Annotated in this window: 13 protein-coding genes and 1 tRNA gene; 8 read left to right on the forward strand and 6 right to left on the reverse strand. The window is 37.0% G+C overall.

Going from position 1 to position 20,261, the window contains the following annotated elements; all coding sequences use genetic code 11:
* Positions 1 to 312: 312 nt before the first annotated feature.
* A tRNA-Glu gene (locus ACFIK0_RS05405) sits at positions 313 to 387 on the reverse strand.
* Between the two features lie 1,346 nt (positions 388 to 1,733).
* On the opposite strand from ACFIK0_RS05405, the gene ACFIK0_RS05410 reads away from it, so the two are divergent.
* Positions 1,734 to 3,050, forward strand: a complete 1,317-nt coding sequence (locus ACFIK0_RS05410; RefSeq protein ID WP_273791204.1) for a homoserine dehydrogenase — start codon at positions 1,734 to 1,736, stop codon at positions 3,048 to 3,050.
* Between the two features lie 140 nt (positions 3,051 to 3,190).
* A complete protein-coding gene (glpX, locus tag ACFIK0_RS05415; RefSeq protein WP_273791203.1) occupies positions 3,191 to 4,177 on the forward strand; it encodes a class II fructose-bisphosphatase in 987 nt (328 codons plus the stop codon).
* A gap of 106 nt (positions 4,178 to 4,283) precedes the next feature.
* Here glpX and ACFIK0_RS05420 read toward each other — a convergent pair whose 3' ends face one another.
* Positions 4,284 to 5,390: a branched-chain amino acid aminotransferase gene (locus tag ACFIK0_RS05420; RefSeq protein WP_375637461.1), complete on the reverse strand. Its 1,107-nt coding sequence runs from the start codon at positions 5,388 to 5,390 to the stop codon at positions 4,284 to 4,286.
* A gap of 310 nt (positions 5,391 to 5,700) precedes the next feature.
* On the opposite strand from ACFIK0_RS05420, the gene ACFIK0_RS05425 reads away from it, so the two are divergent.
* Complete coding sequence (locus ACFIK0_RS05425) at positions 5,701 to 5,976, forward strand: hypothetical protein (RefSeq protein ID WP_273791201.1); 276 nt, start codon at positions 5,701 to 5,703, stop codon at positions 5,974 to 5,976.
* Between the two features lie 176 nt (positions 5,977 to 6,152).
* Here the strand turns inward: ACFIK0_RS05425 and ACFIK0_RS05430 are convergent, their stop codons facing one another.
* The 3 genes from ACFIK0_RS05430 to ACFIK0_RS05440 form a co-directional block, all read right to left on the reverse strand.
* Entirely contained in the window at positions 6,153 to 8,669 is a 2,517-nt protein-coding gene (locus tag ACFIK0_RS05430; RefSeq protein WP_375663624.1) for an SPOR domain-containing protein, read from the reverse strand.
* Between the two features lie 151 nt (positions 8,670 to 8,820).
* Positions 8,821 to 10,578, reverse strand: coding sequence for an arginine--tRNA ligase (gene argS, locus ACFIK0_RS05435; protein ID WP_273791199.1), 1,758 nt, complete (start codon positions 10,576 to 10,578; stop codon positions 8,821 to 8,823).
* A 30-nt stretch (positions 10,579 to 10,608) separates the two neighbouring features.
* Positions 10,609 to 11,811 (reverse strand): deoxyguanosinetriphosphate triphosphohydrolase, encoded by a 1,203-nt coding sequence (locus tag ACFIK0_RS05440; protein ID WP_375663625.1) that lies wholly within the window; start codon positions 11,809 to 11,811, stop codon positions 10,609 to 10,611.
* Between the two features lie 108 nt (positions 11,812 to 11,919).
* Between ACFIK0_RS05440 and ACFIK0_RS05445 the strand changes: the two genes are divergently transcribed.
* The 5 genes from ACFIK0_RS05445 (at position 11,920) to glmS (ending at position 17,465) form a co-directional block, all read left to right on the forward strand.
* Complete coding sequence (locus tag ACFIK0_RS05445; RefSeq protein ID WP_273791197.1) at positions 11,920 to 12,243, forward strand: iron-sulfur cluster assembly accessory protein; 324 nt, start codon at positions 11,920 to 11,922, stop codon at positions 12,241 to 12,243.
* 39 nt (positions 12,244 to 12,282) lie between these two features.
* The gene (locus ACFIK0_RS05450) at positions 12,283 to 13,272 is read left to right on the forward strand and encodes a carboxypeptidase regulatory-like domain-containing protein (RefSeq protein WP_375631277.1); all 990 of its coding nucleotides are present in this window, start codon (positions 12,283 to 12,285) and stop codon (positions 13,270 to 13,272) included.
* Between the two features lie 43 nt (positions 13,273 to 13,315).
* Positions 13,316 to 14,104 (forward strand): cytochrome c biogenesis CcdA family protein, encoded by a 789-nt coding sequence (locus tag ACFIK0_RS05455; RefSeq protein WP_375660616.1) that lies wholly within the window; start codon positions 13,316 to 13,318, stop codon positions 14,102 to 14,104.
* A gap of 14 nt (positions 14,105 to 14,118) precedes the next feature.
* Positions 14,119 to 15,468, forward strand: a complete 1,350-nt coding sequence (gene glmU / locus ACFIK0_RS05460; RefSeq protein ID WP_375660032.1) for a bifunctional UDP-N-acetylglucosamine diphosphorylase/glucosamine-1-phosphate N-acetyltransferase GlmU — start codon at positions 14,119 to 14,121, stop codon at positions 15,466 to 15,468.
* Between the two features lie 173 nt (positions 15,469 to 15,641).
* Complete coding sequence (gene glmS, locus ACFIK0_RS05465) at positions 15,642 to 17,465, forward strand: glutamine--fructose-6-phosphate transaminase (isomerizing) (RefSeq protein ID WP_375663626.1); 1,824 nt, start codon at positions 15,642 to 15,644, stop codon at positions 17,463 to 17,465.
* Between the two features lie 391 nt (positions 17,466 to 17,856).
* On the opposite strand, the gene recG is transcribed toward glmS, so the two are convergent.
* Positions 17,857 to 19,965, reverse strand: a complete 2,109-nt coding sequence (recG, locus tag ACFIK0_RS05470; protein ID WP_375663627.1) for an ATP-dependent DNA helicase RecG — start codon at positions 19,963 to 19,965, stop codon at positions 17,857 to 17,859.
* Between the last annotated feature and the right edge of the window lie 296 nt (positions 19,966 to 20,261).

Raw genomic sequence — 20,261 nt, forward strand, 5'->3', positions numbered from 1 at the left:
ATGATGTCACGCATCATGAAATTGATAGCCTTCATTGTCTTTATGTTTGTAATAGATTTTTCCCGTTTTGTGGACGCTATAGAGAATAGCTTCTCACATCTTAAAAGATGGTTAACAAAAAGTTAGAACATCTTAGAATTAGAGACCCTTTGGACCTCTGGTTTTGCTAAAAAACCACCCCGAAAAGAACTCTTGATTCGCAATAATTAGAGAGACGTGTTGCAAAATCCTATTCCCTAACTTTTATTTACGTATCCCGTACTTTAAAAAAGATATATAAAATCAATAGACTGTGTACAGTAAAAAGAAACATGGTACGCCCAAGGGGAATCGAACCCCTGTTTCCGCCGTGAAAGGGCGATGTCCTAACCGCTAGACGATGGGCGCAAACCAATGATGAGGCTTATAGAGAGGATCTTTTTACTTCGCAAGCCCTCTGTGTCATTTTTTTTGAAAAAAGTGTGTTTTATTGAATAATTTTTGAGAAACTCTTGTTTGAATCATCTTATTTTCTAAGATTTTTTGTAGAAAAAATGTAAAGTTATCATCATTGATAGAAAGTTTTGATGTGGGTATCATCTCAGCAAATGATATTTGCATTTATTTTCAGTTTGAAAAGTAGGCAAAAATGATCAAAACAGCATTTTAAATGTATTTATTTTTTACATATTTTATCGTTTGTTATCTTTGTTGTCACATGAGAATATTATTTAACTTGCTTGAAAGAGCCTTTATACGGAAGATTTCTCATTTGAGCTTATCATAAAGCAAAAACTATATAATTTATAAAGTAGAAATACAATATTTATTACCAAATAAACAAATAATACCAATCATACAAAAGTTTTTTTATGAATAATCCATAGATTACTTACAATTTAACAAAATATAAATAGATATCTGTATAATAAAAATGAAAATATTAAATCAATTTTTATAGAATATATTAAAAATATTTTTTATATTTACTTTTACATGTCTGTAAGAAATTTAAGATTAAAAACCCTTCATTTGCTCTTTTATATATTGAGAAGGTTCTTGATTTGAAAATGAATTAGCGTGGATAAAGGGTAGATTGAGTTTTTTTTCATTTCAATTCGCTAGTTTTTTAAAGAGGTGGCAATAAGTTGAGATAAAATATTCAAATTTTGAAACTTTATTCTCTATATTTATAATATTTCAGAATTATGGTGTGCGCATATTAAGTTTTGTTTTTTACTTTAATGTAAGGTTCTATTTTGATATATGAGTGCGTTAAGATTTTGCATTAAAGATTTATATTTAAAGCTATGGAATGGTAGGAAGAAATGTGTTATTATGTACTGATCTACTTTATTTTATCCATTCTCTTAATTTATCATATAAAAGAATGTTTTTTGTTCCATACTTGTTGATTTAGAAGAGATGTTTTATTCTTTCTTACTCAGTCTTCAATATTCTTTAACTTGTTATTGATTATTTTTTAGAACTTTTCTTTATGGAAACTTGCATTTATCAGTTTTACAGATTTTCATTCTGAATTAAATATTTTATAAAGATTCTGAAATCTTTGAAGACAATAAATATTATATTTTTAGGAATGTTGATTGAACAAGCGGGGATAATTCTATTGGAAAAAATGAAGTGAATAGAGCGGGGTATTTCTTTTGTTCTTATGGATGTAAATATTCTTTGTGTTGATTGGCACATCATTTAAACGATTTTTCAATGAAGATAGGGATCAGTGGTTAATAATGGCAGAAGCTTTAAAAGTTGGTGTTGCGGGACTTGGTACGGTTGGTACTTCAGTTGTTCGAGCTCTATGTGAAAAAGCGAATAGTTTAGCTTGTCAATGTGGGCGATTCATCAAAGTTGTTGCTGTTAGTGCGCGCGATAAAGGCCGCAATCGTGGACTTGATCTCAGTGATATAAAATGGTTTGATTCACCTGTGGAGTTGGCTGCTTCTGATGAGATTGATGTTTTTGTAGAGTTAATTGGTGGTGAATTGGATGTGGTGTATACCGCTGTTAAGAGAGCGCTTGAGGCGGGACATCATGTTGTAACAGCCAATAAAGCTCTTCTTGCTCGACATGGAGTAGAGCTGGCTATAATTGCAGAAAAAAAAGGTGTTTTTCTTCATTTTGAAGCAGCTGTTGCAGGGGGGATTCCTGTCATCAAAGCGATGAGAGAATCACTTGTTAGTAATCGCATATCGCGAATTTATGGTATTCTCAATGGAACCTGTAATTATATATTAACACGCATGTTTACGGAAGGTCTTTCATTTAAAGATTGTTTAGCAGATGCACAGAGACTTGGGTATGCTGAAGCAGATCCAACTTTTGATATTGAGGGAAATGATACTGCTCATAAATTAGCTTTGTTGACAAGCTTGGCATTTGGAACAGCTATTTCGTTAGATGATGTTTATGTTGAAGGAATTCATAATATTTCGCAAATTGATATTCGAGCAGCTGATGAATTGGGGTATCGGATTAAGCTTTTAGGGGTTGCATTAAAAACGGATTCTGGAATAGAGCAACGCGTTCATCCAACAATGGTACCAGCATCCTCAATGATTGCACAGATAAATGGTGTAACCAATGCTCTTTCTATTCAAAGTGATTTATTAGGTGAATTACTGTTTTCTGGTCCTGGCGCTGGAGGAAAGGCAACAGCATCAGCCGTTATTGGTGATTTGGCTGATATAGCAAAAGCTCGTTCTGGTTTTCAGTATGCACCTGTTTTAAGACGCCCGGCATTAGAACTTGCTCCTCATAAAAAAGCACGTATTTCGCATCATGCAGGTGGTTATTTTATTCGTTTAAATGTTCATGATCGTACTGGTGTTTTTGCCGCGGTCGCAAGGCATATGGCTGATAATCACATCTCATTGGAGTCGATTGTTCAAAGATCTTTTGTAGAAGATCAAATTGAAAAAACAATTATTTTAATTACGCATGAAACAACAGAGGTGAATGTACGACAGGCACTTGCAGAAATTGAAAAAGATGGACATCTTGTTGCAAAATCTCAATTTATTCGTATTGAACCTATGGCAAAGAATTGATAACTTTCTTGATAATAAAAACGCACGCTTGAGTTCTTTTATCTCTTGTGAAAAATTTTCATCTTTGCCAAAAAACTTTATTCTTAGTATTTAATAAGGACTCATATTTTTCTGGTATTCATTCGGTAGGATTTTTTCATATGCCCACAACTCAGAAGATTTTAAATGGACTTGATCGTATTTTGACGCTTGAATTGGTACGTGTTACTGAACGTGCTGCTGTTGCTGCTGCACGCTGGCGCGGACGTGGCGATGAAAAGGCAGCGGATCAGGCTGCTGTAGATGCAATGCGGCAAGAACTTAATCGATTGCCTATTGATGGTACAGTGGTGATTGGTGAAGGTGAGCGGGATGAAGCGCCTATGCTTTATATTGGAGAAAAAGTGGGTCTTCAAAGTGGATTGGCGATCGATATTGCACTTGATCCACTAGAGGGTACAACACTTTGTGCTAAAAATATTGCTAATTCTTTGGCAGTAGTTGCAATTGCTGAAAAGGGTAATCTCCTTTACGCTCCTGATGTTTATATGAACAAAATTGCTATTGGTCCTGGTTATCCAAAGGGAATAGTCGATATAGATGCTTCTCCTACCGATAATATACATGCTCTTGCGAAGGCTAAAGGAGTGGCTGTTAATCAGATTGTTGTTTGTATTATGGATAGACCTCGTCATGAAAAATTGGTTGATGAAGTACGAGCGACAGGGGCGTCGATTCGCTTGATTGGGGATGGAGATGTGGCTGCTGTTATTGATACAACTGATCCAGAAGAAACAGGTATTGATATCTATATGGGGATTGGTGGAGCACCTGAAGGTGTTTTAGCTTCTGCTGCTTTGCGCTGCATTGGAGGACAGATGCAAGGTCGTTTGCTGCTTGATACAGAAGAGAAAATTGCTCGTGCAGCTAAAATGGGGATTAGTGATCCCAATAAGGTTTATACAATGGAAGAAATGGCAAAGGGTGATGTTTTGTTTTCAGCAACAGGGGTGACAGATGGTAATATGCTTTCTGGTGTTAAATTTACACCTCACTACATTCAAACGGAAACTCTCGTAATGCGCGCCCATACGGGTACAGTTCGTAATATTAAAGCACAGCATAGAGATCATTCAAAATTTGATTAATGTTTTCTTTTTTTGTCACTAAAAATAAAAGGAGTTTTTTTAGGAAATACGCTCCCATGAAGCTACTTTCATGGAAGCGTTTATAGATATGGGAATACCCTTAATATTATGAGAGTTGCACAGAATGCACCCAGCCATTTTTATCTTCTATGTTCCCTTTTTGAATGCCAACCAATTGTGTACGAAGCTGCTTTGTGACTTCTCCAACTGTTTCATTTCCAATAATAAATTCTCCTCCTTTATATCTAAAACGACCAATTGATGTGACAACGGCAGCTGTACCACAAGCAAAGGATTCTTTAAGGTGTCCACTCTTTGCATCTTCTTGAAGCGCTGCAAAAGAATAAGGACGCTCTTCTATTTTTAATCCCATTTGTTTTGCCAACTCTAAGAGTGAATGACGTGTTATTCCTGGAAGGATAGTTCCATTAAGTGGGGGGGTTACAAGTGTATTATTGTCCATAATAAAGCAGACATTCATACCACCAAGTTCTTCAATCCATTTATGTTCAATCATATCAAGAAAGAGTACTTGGCTACAATTGTTTTCAGTTGCACTTTTTTGTGCAAGTAAGCTTGCTGCATAGTTTCCACCACATTTGGCAGCCCCTGTTCCTCTTGGACCGGCACGACTATAATCTGTTTCAATCCAGACGCTGACAGATTTTTCTTCTCCTTTGAAATAGGATTCAACTGGAGAGGCTATGATACAAAAAAGATATTCTTGAGAAGGGCGGACTCCCAAAAAGTTTTCATTGCCAAACATAAATGGACGGATATAGAGGCTAGCGTTGGGCTGATCAGAAACCCATTTTTGATCAATCTTTACTAATTGATGAACGGCATCCAGAAAAATATCTTTTGGCAATTCTGGCATAGCTAAACGCCTCGCTGATTCTATAAAGCGTTGTGCATTGGCATCAGGACGGAAGAGCAAGATGCGCCCATCTTTTGCACGATATGCTTTTAAACCCTCAAAAATTTCCTGTCCGTAATGTAAAACGGTACTTGCAGGGTTAATTTCTAAAGCTTTGTATTGAGAGATGATAGCATTGTGCCAGCCTTTGTCTTCAGTCCATTGAATAGTACACATGTGGTCTGTAAAAAATTGACCAAAACCGGGACTTTTTAAAATTTCTTCATATTTTTCTTCTGACAGAGGAGATGGGTGCTTTTCTATTTTAAAGGGAAGCGATGATATGGGAGATTTCATAAAAAACCTTTTGAGTATGTTTCATTTTTATTAATAAAAATAATGAAATATTTTGATTATAACTCTATTATTAACAAAACCTTTGTGTCAATGTTTTATTATAGAATAAAAAGGGGTTTATTATAGAATTCAAAGGCTAGGGTAGGGTAGATATTTTAATTCTATCCTCGCCTCTTTTTCTCAACTTTATGAAGTAAGCTGGAACTTTTGTCTATAATTATCGTTTTCTCATAATAAGTATCTGAATAATTTCATATATGCATATTTTCTAGAAATTTAAAGGTAAGGGAATTGAGAAAAGGAATCCACTATGATTGATAAAAATTATCACACATATGAAGAACGTATGGCCGCAGAAAGAAAAGGTCGTGAACAACGTGTTTCAATCGCTAAGGGTATTTTTGCTATTCTTCTTGCGATGGTTATTATCTGGTTTATTTTTGGTTTTTTAGGATCTTTTTTTGCAAAATCTCCTGAACATAGTTCGCGTTATAATACTCCAGAAACAAGCCAAAGTGTAACAACGCCAAAAAAAGATTTAAATTCACTTCCTCCTGTACCTTATACCTATAAGGGTACGGAGTGATTTTTTCATAAATATAATCTTTTAGATAGGGCGAAAATCGACGTAGATTAAGGAATAAAGTCAGCACAAAGACATAAAAAGATTGGAACGATTTTAATTTCTGAAGTTTTTGATAAGTAATTAAATGGTATGAAAATAAATCATGCAACGGTTTTAACAACCGTTGCATGTTTGGTTTAGCGTGTGATGAAGCAGCTTCCACCAGAACTTTTAATGGATTCACAAAGGATTATGGCTTCATTACGGTCTTGCGCTTGAATCCGAACACGGTAATAAGTACCTTTTCCTGGTATAAAAGCGGATTGAATATTTAAAGAACGGGCGCCGATAAGGAATCCAAATTTAGATTTCATATTTTTTAAAGAATTTCTAGCGAGCTCATGCGTTGGTTGAGATGCAAGTTGTACGTAATAACTTTCTGAATTTTGTGCTGCGACTCTGTTTGGTGATGTGGAGCGAGATGCGGCTGGTGTTTCAACTTGTGTATTTCTTTCTGCATGAGAAGGAATAGGGATAAATTTTTCTTCAATATTTGAGCTAGAATTATTTTCTGCAATTATTTTATCAATATTATTTTTGAGATCATGATCTCTTTCTTGGTCGTTTATATCAGAATCATGCGACGAAACAAGGGACGAATCTTGAAGTTCATTAGAAGCTTGATCAATGCTTTCTTCAGATTGAGCAGCAGTTTTGCTGTTTGTTTGATGCGCGGGGGCTAGTGTAACTGTACCATCTTGATTGACAATAACAGTTTGTACTTCTCGCATTGGAATAGTATGGTTTATGGCTTCTGTGACTGCATCTTCAACATCAGATTCATTTAAAGACGATGAGGAAACGTTTGAAGATTCTTCAGGGTTTAATTCTTTTAAATTTTCAGGTTGTTCAGAGTTATCAATAAGAAATTGTTGTGTATTTTCTTGTTTCTCATTTTGTTCAGTTGTTTGTTTATAGATATCTAAATTATGTGCAACATCATTTTTCGTTTCAGTTGTTTCTGGTTTGAATTTAAAAGGCGTATTATCAGCGTGGATAATGACCGTTTCTTCATTTTTTTGTGATGGCATAAAAAAGTGAGAATAACCTGCAAATCCAATTCCTATTAAAATAAGTATAAAAAAACCTTTAATGAAAGTTTTACCAAAAATAAAACTTTTTAAGGGAGGAGGAGCTGATGGATGCGTGGGAACCTCATCTGAGCTTGTGTATGATGAATTCTCGCTAAAAGAGGGGAAATTATATTCCATATTGGCAGAAGAAGAATAGTCGGAATTTTGTTCTTTAGAGTTTATATAAACACCTTCTTTTGAATTTTGCATAGACTGATGAAAAACTTCACTAAAAACTTCATTCTTCTGTTGTTTTTGAGAAAAATTATCTGTTGGAACATTTCCTACATTGAGTACATCAGCAAATTCTTCTTCTAAACCACCATTAGTTGGCACATCATATTCTGGCGCTTCATACGGGACTTCTGGAACCATAATAGGACCAGTTTTTTCTACGATTTCCTCTGAAAATTTATAAGTATCAACATTGGGAGGGGGAGTATCTCTGTGCGTATAGTTATGGGCAAAAAAGCCCTCCGTTTGTTTTGTATTTAAAGAGGGTGATGAGGAAAGAAACTCATCTAAATTATTTTCATTATATGAAATTTCTCTATTTGGGTTAGAGGCACCTTCGGCATTATTGATGTATTGGGCTCGAGCCTCATCATATATCGGAACTTTTTCGCTATAAGTTTCTTGTTGTGAAGGGGGGGCTTCAAAAAAATGGGGATAATTGGTTGTATGATCTTCTTGTGAAGCCCCCTTTAAATAAGATTGTCTATCAACTGGTGGAGAATCTAAAGGTGAGGAGAAGGTACTTGTTGTTTGATTTCTTGCAGTGTTTTGTCTTTCTGACACAAGATTAGAAGATGAGAAAAACTCATTTTCCTCTGTAGAAGAGGAGGCATCAGGATAATCTTTTTTAATCCAATTTTCTTGATCAGCTGAAATTTTATAGGGATGGTTTATAGGAGTGTCATAGAGGTTTGGATTGTCATCATAAGTTTTTTGTATATTCGTAGTCTCAGGTTGTTGTGAATTTATTTGTGAAAAACGATTGGTTTGTTCAACATCTTCTGGCATCTCTCTCTTATTTTCGTGCCTTTCAGATTTATCAAAAAAGAAATTTTCTGATTCTGATTGTGACATAAGATTACTTTTTTCAAGAAAAGGATCAGCACTGGTTGCTGTTGTTTTCTGTTGATGTGATTGATTCTTTGGGATTGGTAATGGAGAAAGCTCATCTAAAATTTGTTCTTCATCATGACTGCTAGGTGAAGAATATTTCTCTTCAGATAAATTATTTTGTTTTGAATGGTTGAAAGAAGCAGCTTGTGCAATATTTGAGGCTGTTGCGTTGCTGGTTGCATACAAGTCCCATTGTTTTTTTTGATCATCAAACGGTAAGTCATGTGCTAAATTATTTTCAAGTTCCTCTTCTAGAAAGGACAAATCAAAATCATCATCATGGGATGATATTTCGGGGTGAGATGTTGATCGATCTGTTTTTAAAGAAGATTGCTCATTTTGGTTTCCGCTTTGTTTGTGCGGATTAAAAATGCGCGTAAGCCTTTCTAAAGGATCATGGTGTTCATGATCGTGTTTTGTTTCGTGTAGATTTTTGCGATCGTTATCGCTCATAGCTTTTCTCACATGGTGGTTTGCACTTACGTGCAATCAATGGTTGATTTTGATTTGTTATATTAAAATTATAAATTTTCCCCCTCTCATGCAATGATACATGAAAAAGTTTATCAATAGAGTACCTATTGTATGTATTTATAGAACTTTTTCAACGCATTTCTATGGGTGCTTCGACTCCTATGATGGTAAGCCCTGATGATAAAATATTGATAACAGCTTGTATCAATCCTAATCTTGCAAAGGATAACTCTTTATCATCAGGTTGAATAAAGCGTAAATTGAGATTTTCACTCCCTTTATTCCAATGGGTGTGAAAGCTGGAGGCAAGGTCATAAAGATAAAACGCTAATCGATGCGGTTCCTTATGAACTACGGCCTGTTCAATGATACGTGGATATTCAGAAAGTTTGCGTATTAACAATATTTCATGGTCATCTGTTAATCGATGAAGATGGGCAATCAATGTATCATTTGAAAAGCTTTTAATATGAAGCGCTTCTTGTGCTTGACGAAAGACTGAGTGACAACGTGCACTTGCATATTGTACGTAAAAGATGGGGTTATCTTTTGATTGTTCTGTTACTTTTGCAAAATCAAAATCAAGAGGTGCTTCACACTTACGGTATAGCATCATAAAACGCACAGGATCACGCCCAACCTCTTCGACAACATCCCGTAGAGTGACAAAAGATCCTGCTCTTTTTGACATGCGTACAGGATGACCGTTGCGAAAAAGTTTTACCAATTGACACAAGAAGACACTTAATTTAGCCTTATCCCCAGAAATTGCTTTTGCCATTGCCTCCAGCCGCTTTACATAGCCAGCATGGTCTGCGCCTAGAATATAAATCATTTCATCAAAATGACGATTAAATTTATCCCGAAAATAAGCAACATCAGCAGCAAAATAAGTGTAAGAACCGTCAGATTTGACTAAAACACGGTCTTGGTCATCACCGACATTTGTTGAACGGAACAAAGTTTGTTCGCTTGGTTCCCAGTCTTCTGTATTTTGTCCCTTGGGAGGGGGGAGTTTTCCTTTGTAGATATAACCATTTAAAGTGAGGTCGTTGATGGTGTTACGAATGGCGCGTGCATTATCAGCATAAAGCATTCGCTCAGAGAAAAAGATATCATGATAAATATTAAGAGCAGCCAAATCTTCGCGAATCATGGACATCATTGCATGAATTGCACGTTCTTTCACAAGAGATAAGGCTTCATCTTTATCCATCGTGAGGAGTTGGTCACCAAACTCTTGAGCAAGCGATTGACCCAATGGTATCAAGTATTCTCCAGGATAGAGTCCTTCTGGAATTTCATTAATTTTTTGCCCAAGAGCCTCACGATAGCGCAATAGTACAGAATGGGCGAGGACTTCGATTTGTTGACCAGCATCATTGATATAATATTCTTTTGTAATGTTATAGCCCGTAAATTGCAGCAAATTGGAGAGAACATCCCCAACAACCGCTCCGCGGCAGTGTCCTACATGCATTGGTCCTGTCGGATTTGCTGAGACATATTCAACATTGATGCGTTTTCCTTGTCCCATTGGAATACGACCATAAGAAGTGCCTAATTCAAGCATGGATTTTATAGCATCTTGCCAAAATAATTTTGTAAGCTTTATGTTTATAAAACCAGGACCGGCAACATCTATATTTTCGATAGAGGGATCATTTTTAAGAAGTTCTATGATTTTATCTGCAAGTGCACGTGGATTGATTCCAATAGATTTTGCAAGCACCATAGCAGCATTGGTTGATAAATGACCATGGGAGGAATCACGTGGAGGATCAACAGTGATTTTTGATAAATCTAGATCTTCTCCATTTTTTCCTTTTAGATCAGATAATTCAATTGATCTCTTAATTTTTTTTTCGAAGTTTTTAAAGATATTCATATTTAGCTTCCATGATGATGCCAAAAGCCATTAAACGAAATTATCTGTATGGTCAAATAAACGGTGATATTCACGTAGAGCGTAGTGATCTGTCATGCCTGAAAGAAAGTCAGCAATCAAACGTGCTAACTCTTGATTTTTTAAGTGCACTGTTTTGCTCTGCCAACTTTCAGGCATTGTATTTGGATTTTCATAATAACAATTGAATAATTTTTGTACAATGCATTTTGCTGCATTGCGACGACTAAGAACTTGTTCATGATAGTAAAGATTTTTAAATAAAAAGTTTTTTAGTTCTTTTTCATAAACGGTCATTGTTGGTGAAAAGGTGACAATAGTTTGTTTTGCTTGGTGAATATCGTTTATGCTTGTTGGTTTGATGCGTGCTAAATTTTTTTGTGACTGTTTGATAACATCTTCAACCATGGTTGTTATTTGTCTTCGTACAAGTGTGTAACCGCGACGCGTTTGGTCGAGATGGGGATGCTCATCTGTTATATCTTTTAATATTGCTGCTGTTAGTGAAACATGTTCAAATTGATCGAGTGTTAAAAATTGCGAACGTAGACCATCATCAATATCATGCGCATTATATGCGATATCATCTGCAATAGCAGCACATTGCGCTTCTAGTCCTGCAAAACAATCGAGTGCAAGGTCTTGCTTTGCATTGTATTGTAAAATATCGATAGGAACCTCCTTATTCTGCGCGTGGGGACCTAAAAGGGGGCCATTGTGCTTTACAAGTCCTTCGAGGGTTTCCCATGTAAGGTTAAGTCCATCAAAATTTGCATAGCGCTGTTCTAGTTTTGTTACAATGCGTAATGCTTGTGCATTATGATCAAAGCCGCCATAATGTACCATGGCTTCATTAAGAGCATCTTCTCCAGCATGGCCAAAGGGTGTGTGTCCAAAGTCGTGAACAAGGGCAATGGCTTCGGCAAGGTCTTCATCAAGACACAGGGCACGGGCTAATGTTCTTGCAATTTGAGAAACCTCTATGGAATGGGTTAGGCGAGTACGGTAATGATCGCTTTCATCAGCAATAAACACTTGCGTTTTATGTTTAAGACGTCGAAATGCATTAGAATGGATAATACGATCTCTATCTCGTTGAAAAGGTGAGCGTGTGGTGCTCATCGTTTCATGGTATAACCGACCACGGCTTGTTTGTGGATGAGCACTGTACACTGCTCGAGATTGGTAATTGAAGTTGATATTGCCTATATCCATTGCAAGCTGCCCATTATCATCTTAAAATCGAGAGTGGTTTATGACAAATAAACTGATCTTTGAGTGTGGGATACTCTTTCTTGATGGTTTAATGCAAGGATATATAAAATGAATGTGAAAATTTCAGATGTTGCTGCTAAAAAAATTGCACAGATACTTTTGCGTGAACCCGATAAAATAGCATTACGTATTTCTGTTGAAGGTGGTGGGTGTTCTGGTTTTTCTTATAAATATGACTTGGTTTCTGAAATGTGTGAAGATGACCTCGTTCTCAAAAAAGACGGGGCAGTTGTGTTTATTGATTTACTATCACTTCCTTTCATGGAAGGAGCTGAGATTGATTTTGTTGATGATCTTATGGGGCAGTCTTTTCAAATCCACAATCCCAATGCTGTTTCATCATGTGGTTGTGGTGTAAGTTTCTCAATTTAAAATGATGGCTGTGTGATATTGTTTCTTGAAAAAAAGATCATGTTGGTCAACAATGCAAAAATGGGTATTCTTATAAAAATAGTGCACCGATGTATATGGTTGTGCGTGGTGCTTGCTTTATTGACTTGGAGCCACTGTGCTTTTTCTGAAGCAGGAGAAGGGCAAGATCAGCAGCAGGGACAATCAAGGAGTTTTATTGTAAAGACTCAAGAGCAGGAAAACGAAAATTTAGCATCTCAAACACAACTCATTTTGAATGCTCGATTAACAAATAGTCATCCGGATATTGAAAAAGGGCTTGTCTGGCGGGTTTATGCCCCTATTCTAGGGATTGATAATAAATTACCATTAGTGGCAACCTATAAGGGGGGAAGTGCACGTTTTGATCTCGAACCAGGAAGTTATCTTGTTCATGTCTCATTTGGTCATATGAGTGCTGTGCGCCATATTCGTTTAGAAAATGGGCAGAGTCTTGTAAAAAACTTTAATCTTGAGGCTGGTGGTGTCATTTTAAATGCAACACTGCTCAATGGCGTAATGAATGAAAAGGAACTCCGTTTTACCATTTATGAGGATGAAAAAGAAAATGATGATACGGGAGTGATTATATCAAATGTTAAACCCCAATCAGTTGTGCGTTTAAAAGCTGGCCGCTACCATGTTGCTTCCCATTATGGTTCCATTAATGCGACGGCTCGTTCGGATATTCAAGTGGATGCTGGTAAAATAACAGAAGTTACTCTTGAACATCAGGCCGCTCAGATTGTCTTAAAACTGGTACGGCAAGAAGGAGGGGAAGCGCTTGCAGATACAAGTTGGTCTCTTGCCAATGATTCTGGTGATATCGTTTATGAAACAGTTGGTGCGTATGTTTCACTCGTGTTAGCGGAGGGAGAGTATATTGCAATTGCTAAAAATAAAGATAAAATCTATCAGAAAGTTTTTTCAGTCGTTTCTGGTCATGATGAAGATATAAGTGTGGTGGCGAATGAACAAAATATGCAACAAATTGATGAAGATGTGGATTGATTGTTGTTCATGGGGGTAAGCTATGATGAAAGACGGGGTATGAATTTTGATTGAAATTTCAACAGTTGGTGTGTTTTTTGCTGGGGCACTCTCTTTTTTGTCACCATGCGTTTTGCCATTAGTTCCTCCTTATTTGTGCTATATGGCAGGGGTTGGTATTGATGATTTTCGTTCAGAAAAGCCTGATGAGAAAGTCTTTATACGGTGGGCTTTACTGTCTTCTGTTATTGCTTTTGTTCTTGGGTTTACGACTGTTTTTGTTGCTTTAGGTGCCAGTGCTAGCACAATTGGGAAATTCATCGGTTATTATCGTGATTGGTTTGCTCTTGCTGCTGGAATTGTCATTATTATTTTTGGTTTAAATTTTTTGGGGATTTTCAAAATCGCTTTTTTATTTCGTGAAGCGCGTTTTCAGACCAAAAAAACACCTGCTGGTCCTTTAGGCGCGTATATTATCGGTTTAGCTTTTGCTTTTGGTTGGACACCGTGTATTGGCCCTATTTTAGGTCCTATTATAACGCTTGCTGGAACAAAAGAAACTGTGGGAGAGGGAGCTGTTCTCTTAGCGGTTTATGCATTAGGTCTTGCTATTCCTTTTATGTTAGCAGCTTTATTTTCGAGCAGTTTTATGCGATTTTTAGGAGCTTTTCGTATTCATTTAGGAAAAGTTGAAAAAATTATTGGTGTTTTTCTTATTCTTACAGGGATTTTGTTTTTAACAGGTTCTATGCAGGATCTTTCATTTTGGCTTTTAGAACATTATCCTTCGTTGGGTTATATTGAAGATATTCGTTGGCACAATATTATGAATTTTTTTGGATTTTCTCGTTAGTCTTATGTGTTTTTATGGTTAGAAGTTGTCTTTCTATTGTTCTTGCCGCAGGTGAGGGGACGCGCATGAAATCGTCTCTGCCTAAGGTACTTCATAAAATTGCTGGATTGCCTCTTATATGCCATGTTCTAAAACAAATAGAATTGGCAGGCTCTTCACAATTAGCAGTTGTTGTGGGATTTGGTGCTAAGGAGGTTACGCACGTTGTTCAGTCATTTGTAAAAGATGTAATGATTTTTGAACAAAAAGAGCGTTTAGGAACAGCTCATGCTGTTTTGTCTGCTCATTCAGCTTTGCAAAAGGAAGTGGATGATGTTCTCATTGTTTTTGGGGATACTCCTCTCATTCAGCAAGATTCATTGCACCAAATGCGTGCACAGCTTGCTGATGGAGCAGATGTTGTTTTTGCAGGTTTTCATACCAAAAATCCAACAGGTTATGGGCGTCTTCTCGAGAAAAATGGTCAATTAATTGCAATTTTAGAAGAAAAAGACGCTAGCGATGAAGAAAAAAAGATTTCTTTTTGTAACGGTGGAATACTCGCTATGCGTGGAAAACATGCACTTTCTCTTTTAGAGAAAGTTGGTAATAACAATGTGAAAAAAGAATATTACTTAACAGATATTGCTTCTCTTGCAACACGCAAAGGATTAGATGTGCGTGTTGTTGAAGTTCCTTTTGAAGATATTGTAGGAATTAACAATGGTCTTGAGCTTTCTGAGGCTGATTCTTTGTGGCAAAAACGTAAAGCGCGCGATTTAATGTTATCGGGTGTTACACTCTTAAAGCCAGAAACACTCTATTTTTCTTATGATACAGAAATTGAACCAGGAGTGGTGATAGAACCAAATGTTTATTTTGGGTTAAGCGTAAAAGTACAATCTGGTGCGGTTATTCATGCATTTAGTTATCTCGAAGGTGCTGTGGTTGGTAGAGATGCACAGATTGGTCCCTATGCACGTTTGCGTCCTGGAACAGAGTTGGCGAAGTCCGTAAAGATTGGAAATTTTTGTGAAGTCAAACAAGCTAAGGTAGGAGAATCTTCTAAAATCAATCATTTAAGTTATATTGGTGATGCTGAAATTGGTGCATATACCAATATTGGAGCCGGTACAATTACTTGCAATTATGATGGATTTAACAAATATAAAACCGTGATTGGTGATCATGCTTTTGTTGGGTCTAATACGGCACTTGTTTCCCCATTGATAATAGGGGATGGCTCTTATGTTGCTTCAGGAAGTGTTATTACTGAAAATATTCCTATGAACAGTATGGCTTTTGGGCGTGCACGACAGGTTATAAAAGAGGGCTATGCGACAAAATTTCGAGAGCGCTTGTTAGAAAATAAACAGAAAAAATGATTATTTTCAGCTTATTCTTTTGTTTCGTGTTAATCTAATGATGGATGGGAGGTTTATTCTTAAAGATTGCCGTACTCCATGTTTGAATTATTTTTATTATTTATAGTTTTAAATAAAGGCTGTTGGATTGTTTTATAAGATTTAAATCTTAAGATGTGGGTTGGAGCTTTTTAATGTGTGGAATTATTGGAATTCTTGGAAAGAGGTGTGTTTCGTCCTCTTTGGTTGAGGGGTTAAAACGTCTTGAATATAGAGGGTATGATTCATCTGGGGTGGCAACGGTCCATAATGGGCATCTTTATCGTGTACGTGCTGAGGGGAAGCTTGTTCATTTAGAAGAAAAATTAAAAAAAACACCTCTGGAGGGAAATTTAGGGATTGGTCATACCCGTTGGGCTACGCATGGAATTGCTGTTGAACGCAATGCGCATCCCCATGTGACTGAAAAGCTTGCGATTGTTCATAATGGTATTATTGAAAACTTTGTAGAACTGCAAAAGGAACTCATAGAGGATGGTTGTATCTTTGAAACAGAGACGGATACGGAAGTTATTGCACATTTAATAACGCGTGCATTAAAAGATGGTCTTTCTCCGCAAGAAGCCATACGCACCAGTTGGAAAAGGCTGCAGGGGGCTTTTGCTATTGCTCTTATTTTCGAAGGTGAAGATAACCTTATGATTGCGGCTTGTTCTGGTCCACCTCTGGCAATTGGTTATGGAAAAGATGAATTTTTTGTGGGGTCAGATGCGATTGCTTTGGCACCATTCGTTGATTATATTAGCTATATGGAAGATGGGGATTGGGCTGTTCTCACACGGGAGGGTGTTACAATTTATGATGCTAATAACCAACCGGTAAAACGTCCTGTGACGACATTACTTGAAGGGGCTTTATTGATTTCTAAGGGTAATCATCGTCATTTTATGCACAAGGAAATGTTTGAACAACCTGAAGTGATTTCTCATAATTTGGCGCATTATCTTGATCTTGGAAATTATGTCGTTCGACCCCTTGAGAATTTGATTGATTGGAAAAATATTCATCGTCTCCTTTTTGCGAGTTGTGGAACGGCGTATTATTCAACCTTAGTTGCGCGCTATTGGTTTGAGAAATTTGCCGCTTTAAGTGTTGATAATGATGTTGCTTCGGAGTTTCGTTATCGTGAACCTCCTATAACGTCTGATGTGTTATCGCTGTTTGTTTCTCAATCTGGTGAGACAGCTGATACATTGGCTTCTTTGCGTTATTGTCGTGAGCGGGGTGTAAAAACAGCAACAATTGTGAATGTAGAGCAATCAACAATGGCAAGGGAGGCTGATTTTATTCTCCCAACACTTGCCGGACCGGAAATAGGTGTTGCTTCAACAAAAGCTTTTACCTGTCAATTGGCAACGCTTGCTTCACTAGCACTTAGTGCTGCTAAACAACGTGGCTATCTCTCGGCTCAAATGGAAAAGAAACTGGTTCAACAGTTGGCAGAAGTTCCACGTATTTTAAATGAGGTCTTAAAACTAGAGAGAAAAATTGAATGTATTTGTCGTGATTTGGTAAATGCAAAAAGTGTTCTTTATCTAGGACGTGGAACTTCTTATCCGATTGCTTTGGAGGGAGCCCTTAAACTGAAAGAGCTTTCTTATATTCATGCTGAAGGTTATGCGGCAGGTGAATTAAAGCATGGACCAATTGCTCTGGTGGATGAGACAATACCCGTTATTGTTGTTGCACCTTATGATCGGTGGTTTGAAAAAACTTTTTCTAATATGCAAGAAGTGGTAGCGCGTAATGGTCGTATTATTTTAATAACCGATAAAAAGGGAGCAGAAGTAGCTTGTCTTAAGACTTTATCAACGATCACTTTGCCAGATGTTCCAGAATTTATTTCTCCTATTATTTATGCACTCCCTGTTCAGTTAATCGCTTATCATACGGCTGTTTTATTAGGAACAGATGTTGATCAACCCCGTAATTTAGCAAAATCAGTCACGGTTGAATAAAAGTATATTTCTGAATCTTTTGGAGAATAATCAAGTGTAAGAAATTGATTTATAATGAAACTTATTTTTTCATTTTTCTCTGTTGAACGAGAATACTGAAGAAAAGTTTTTTCTTTCTAAATCCTTTACGATAAAACGAAAAATATTTTCTTACCTGTCAAAAAATAGATCAGTTATGTGAATATAATGGTAAAAAAGACGCAATATTGCTTCTACTGTTTCAATGCAAGAATGATTCAGATTGAGAGAGAAGATAGTGCTGTTGATTTGTTATTCGTTCATGAAGCATAAAGATGCTAAGAGACTGCGTAGATCATTTATGGGTAATTCTAAGAGAGAAAACCATATTTGAACAGAGAGGTATTTAAGTTTTTTATTAGAGGGTCTTTTGTTATCCTGCTCGTAAGAGGCGTGCAGCATCGTTGTGTCCGAAAAGATAAAGGAGCAACCGTAAAGCTTGTCCTTGCTCAGAAGAAAGATGAGGATCGCGTTGTAAAAATAAACGAGCATCTTTTCTTGCCATTGACAAAAGATCGCTATGAACTGCAAGGTTTGCTATATGAAATTCAGGGACTCCGGATTGTTTTGTACCTAAAAGTTCTCCTTCGCCTCGTAGGCGCCAATCTTCTTCAGCAATTTCAAAACCATCTTCTGTATTGCGGATAATATTAAGGCGTGTTGCTGCTGTTTTAGTCAGTGGATCTTTATAGAGCAAAATGCAGGAAGATTTTTTATCGCCTCGTCCTACACGTCCACGTAATTGGTGCAATTGTGAAAGGCCAAAATGTTCCGCGTGTTCGATGATAATGATCGAAGCATCTGGAATATCTACTCCCACTTCAATGACGGTGGTTGCAACTAAAATACGTGTATTTCCACATTTAAAAGATGCCATAGCGGCTTCTTTTTCTGCTGTAGACATTTTTCCATGGATCATACCAACGTGTGCTCCAAAGCGCTCATGGAGAAATGCAAAGCGGTTTTCAATTGAAGTGAGATCAAGAGCTGTCGATTCTTCTACTAAAGGACAAATCCAATAGAGCTTTTCTCCTTTTTCTAATGCAATTGCGATTCTCTCTATAAGCTCATGAAGACGTTTCAAAGAAAGCGTTGCTGTTGTAATGGGTTGTCGTCCCATTGGTTTTTCGGTAATTTTAGAGACATCCATATCACCAAAAGCTGTTAAGACGAGTGTGCGCGGAATGGGCGTGGCGGTCATAACCAGCATATCAGCTTTATTGCCTTTTTCTGTAAGAGCGATACGTTGATGGACACCAAAACGGTGTTGTTCATCGATAATGGTTAAAGCGAGATTATTATAAGTAACGCTGTTTTGTATGAGAGCATGGGTTCCGATGACAATAGAAACTTGACCTGACAGAATATCATTCACGATATTTGTCCTCAACTTCCCTTTTTCTCGTCCTGTTAAAAGGGTTGTTTGTAATCCGACCTTTTCGGCAAGAGGAGCGATGGTGGCAAAATGTTGCCTGGCAAGCACTTCGGTTGGTGCCATTAAAGCTGATTGTCCTGAATTTTCAGCAATTTGTGCCATTGCCATCAATGCAACAACAGTTTTTCCTGCGCCTACATCACCTTGAAGTAGTCTTAGCATCGGTTCTGGTGAAGCAAGATCATTTGCGATATCTTCTACTGCTTTTTTTTGTCCGGTTGTGAGTTGAAAGGGGAGGATATTGAGCAATTTTTTAGTATAAATTCCTGTTGATGGTCGAGAAGTGCCAACAAGAGATTTAGTTTTCAAACGCACGAGTCCTAGTGCCAATTGACAAGCAAGCAATTCATCATAGGCAAGACGTTTGCGTGCTGTACTTTCTAAGGATAGATCGTCGGGGTTAATGGGCGCATGGATACGGCGTAAAGCAACAGAAAAAGAAGAAAAATTTTGCTGCTTTTTTACATTTTCATCTATCCATTCTGGGAGGAGAGGAACAAAATCAAGAGCGTTTTGTATGGCGCGTCTTAGTATTTTTACAGTTAGTCCTGCAGTAGAGGGATAGACAGGTTCGATGAGAGGTATCTGATTTGATTGTTCGCTTGGAGCAATATAGTCGGGATGCGCCATTGAAAGCTGTCCATTAAACCATTCAACTTTTCCTGATACAATGACTTTTTTTCCTTCGGGGAGTTGTTTTTTTAGCCAAAGAGGTTGAGCATGAAAAAAAACTAAATTTATTTTTCCTGTGTGATCATGGGCAATAACACGATAGGGAATTCGGTTGTGACCACGGGGTGGTGATTGATGTTGATCGATGATAATTTCGAGCGTAACAGTATCTCCTTCTTTTGCACAAGCAATGCTGGGACGCATTCTGCGGTCTATAACGGAATGGGGCATTAATTGAAGAAGGTCAATAAGGGTTGCTTCGCGTTGTGTAGGATTAACATCTAAGAGTTTGGTCAATAAACCATAGACTTTAGGTGTAATACCAGAAAGAGTTCGAATAGAATTAAAAAGAGGGGTAAGAAGACTTGGAGGCATGAAGCAAATTTAACCTGCCCTTTTTGTTTTTTCTAGACCTTTAGAAGAGCTTTTTGGGGATAACGTCATAAAGAGGAGGTTGTTTTATTTACACATTGAACTTTAGGAAGAAAAATACAATTAAAGGGTCAAAAATTAAAGTGCTTAGATGAGGTATATTGTTTTTCTTTTTATTTTAGGTGTTTATTTGCTGTGAATAGAAGCATTTTCTTGATAGAACTCTCTTATAAATATTAATAAAATTGGGATATTTCTCCTATGTATGATGATGAATTTATAGCTTTAAAGTTATGATA

This window comes from Bartonella sp. CL63NXGY (assembly GCF_042194905.1).
Taxonomy (GTDB): domain Bacteria; phylum Pseudomonadota; class Alphaproteobacteria; order Rhizobiales; family Rhizobiaceae; genus Bartonella.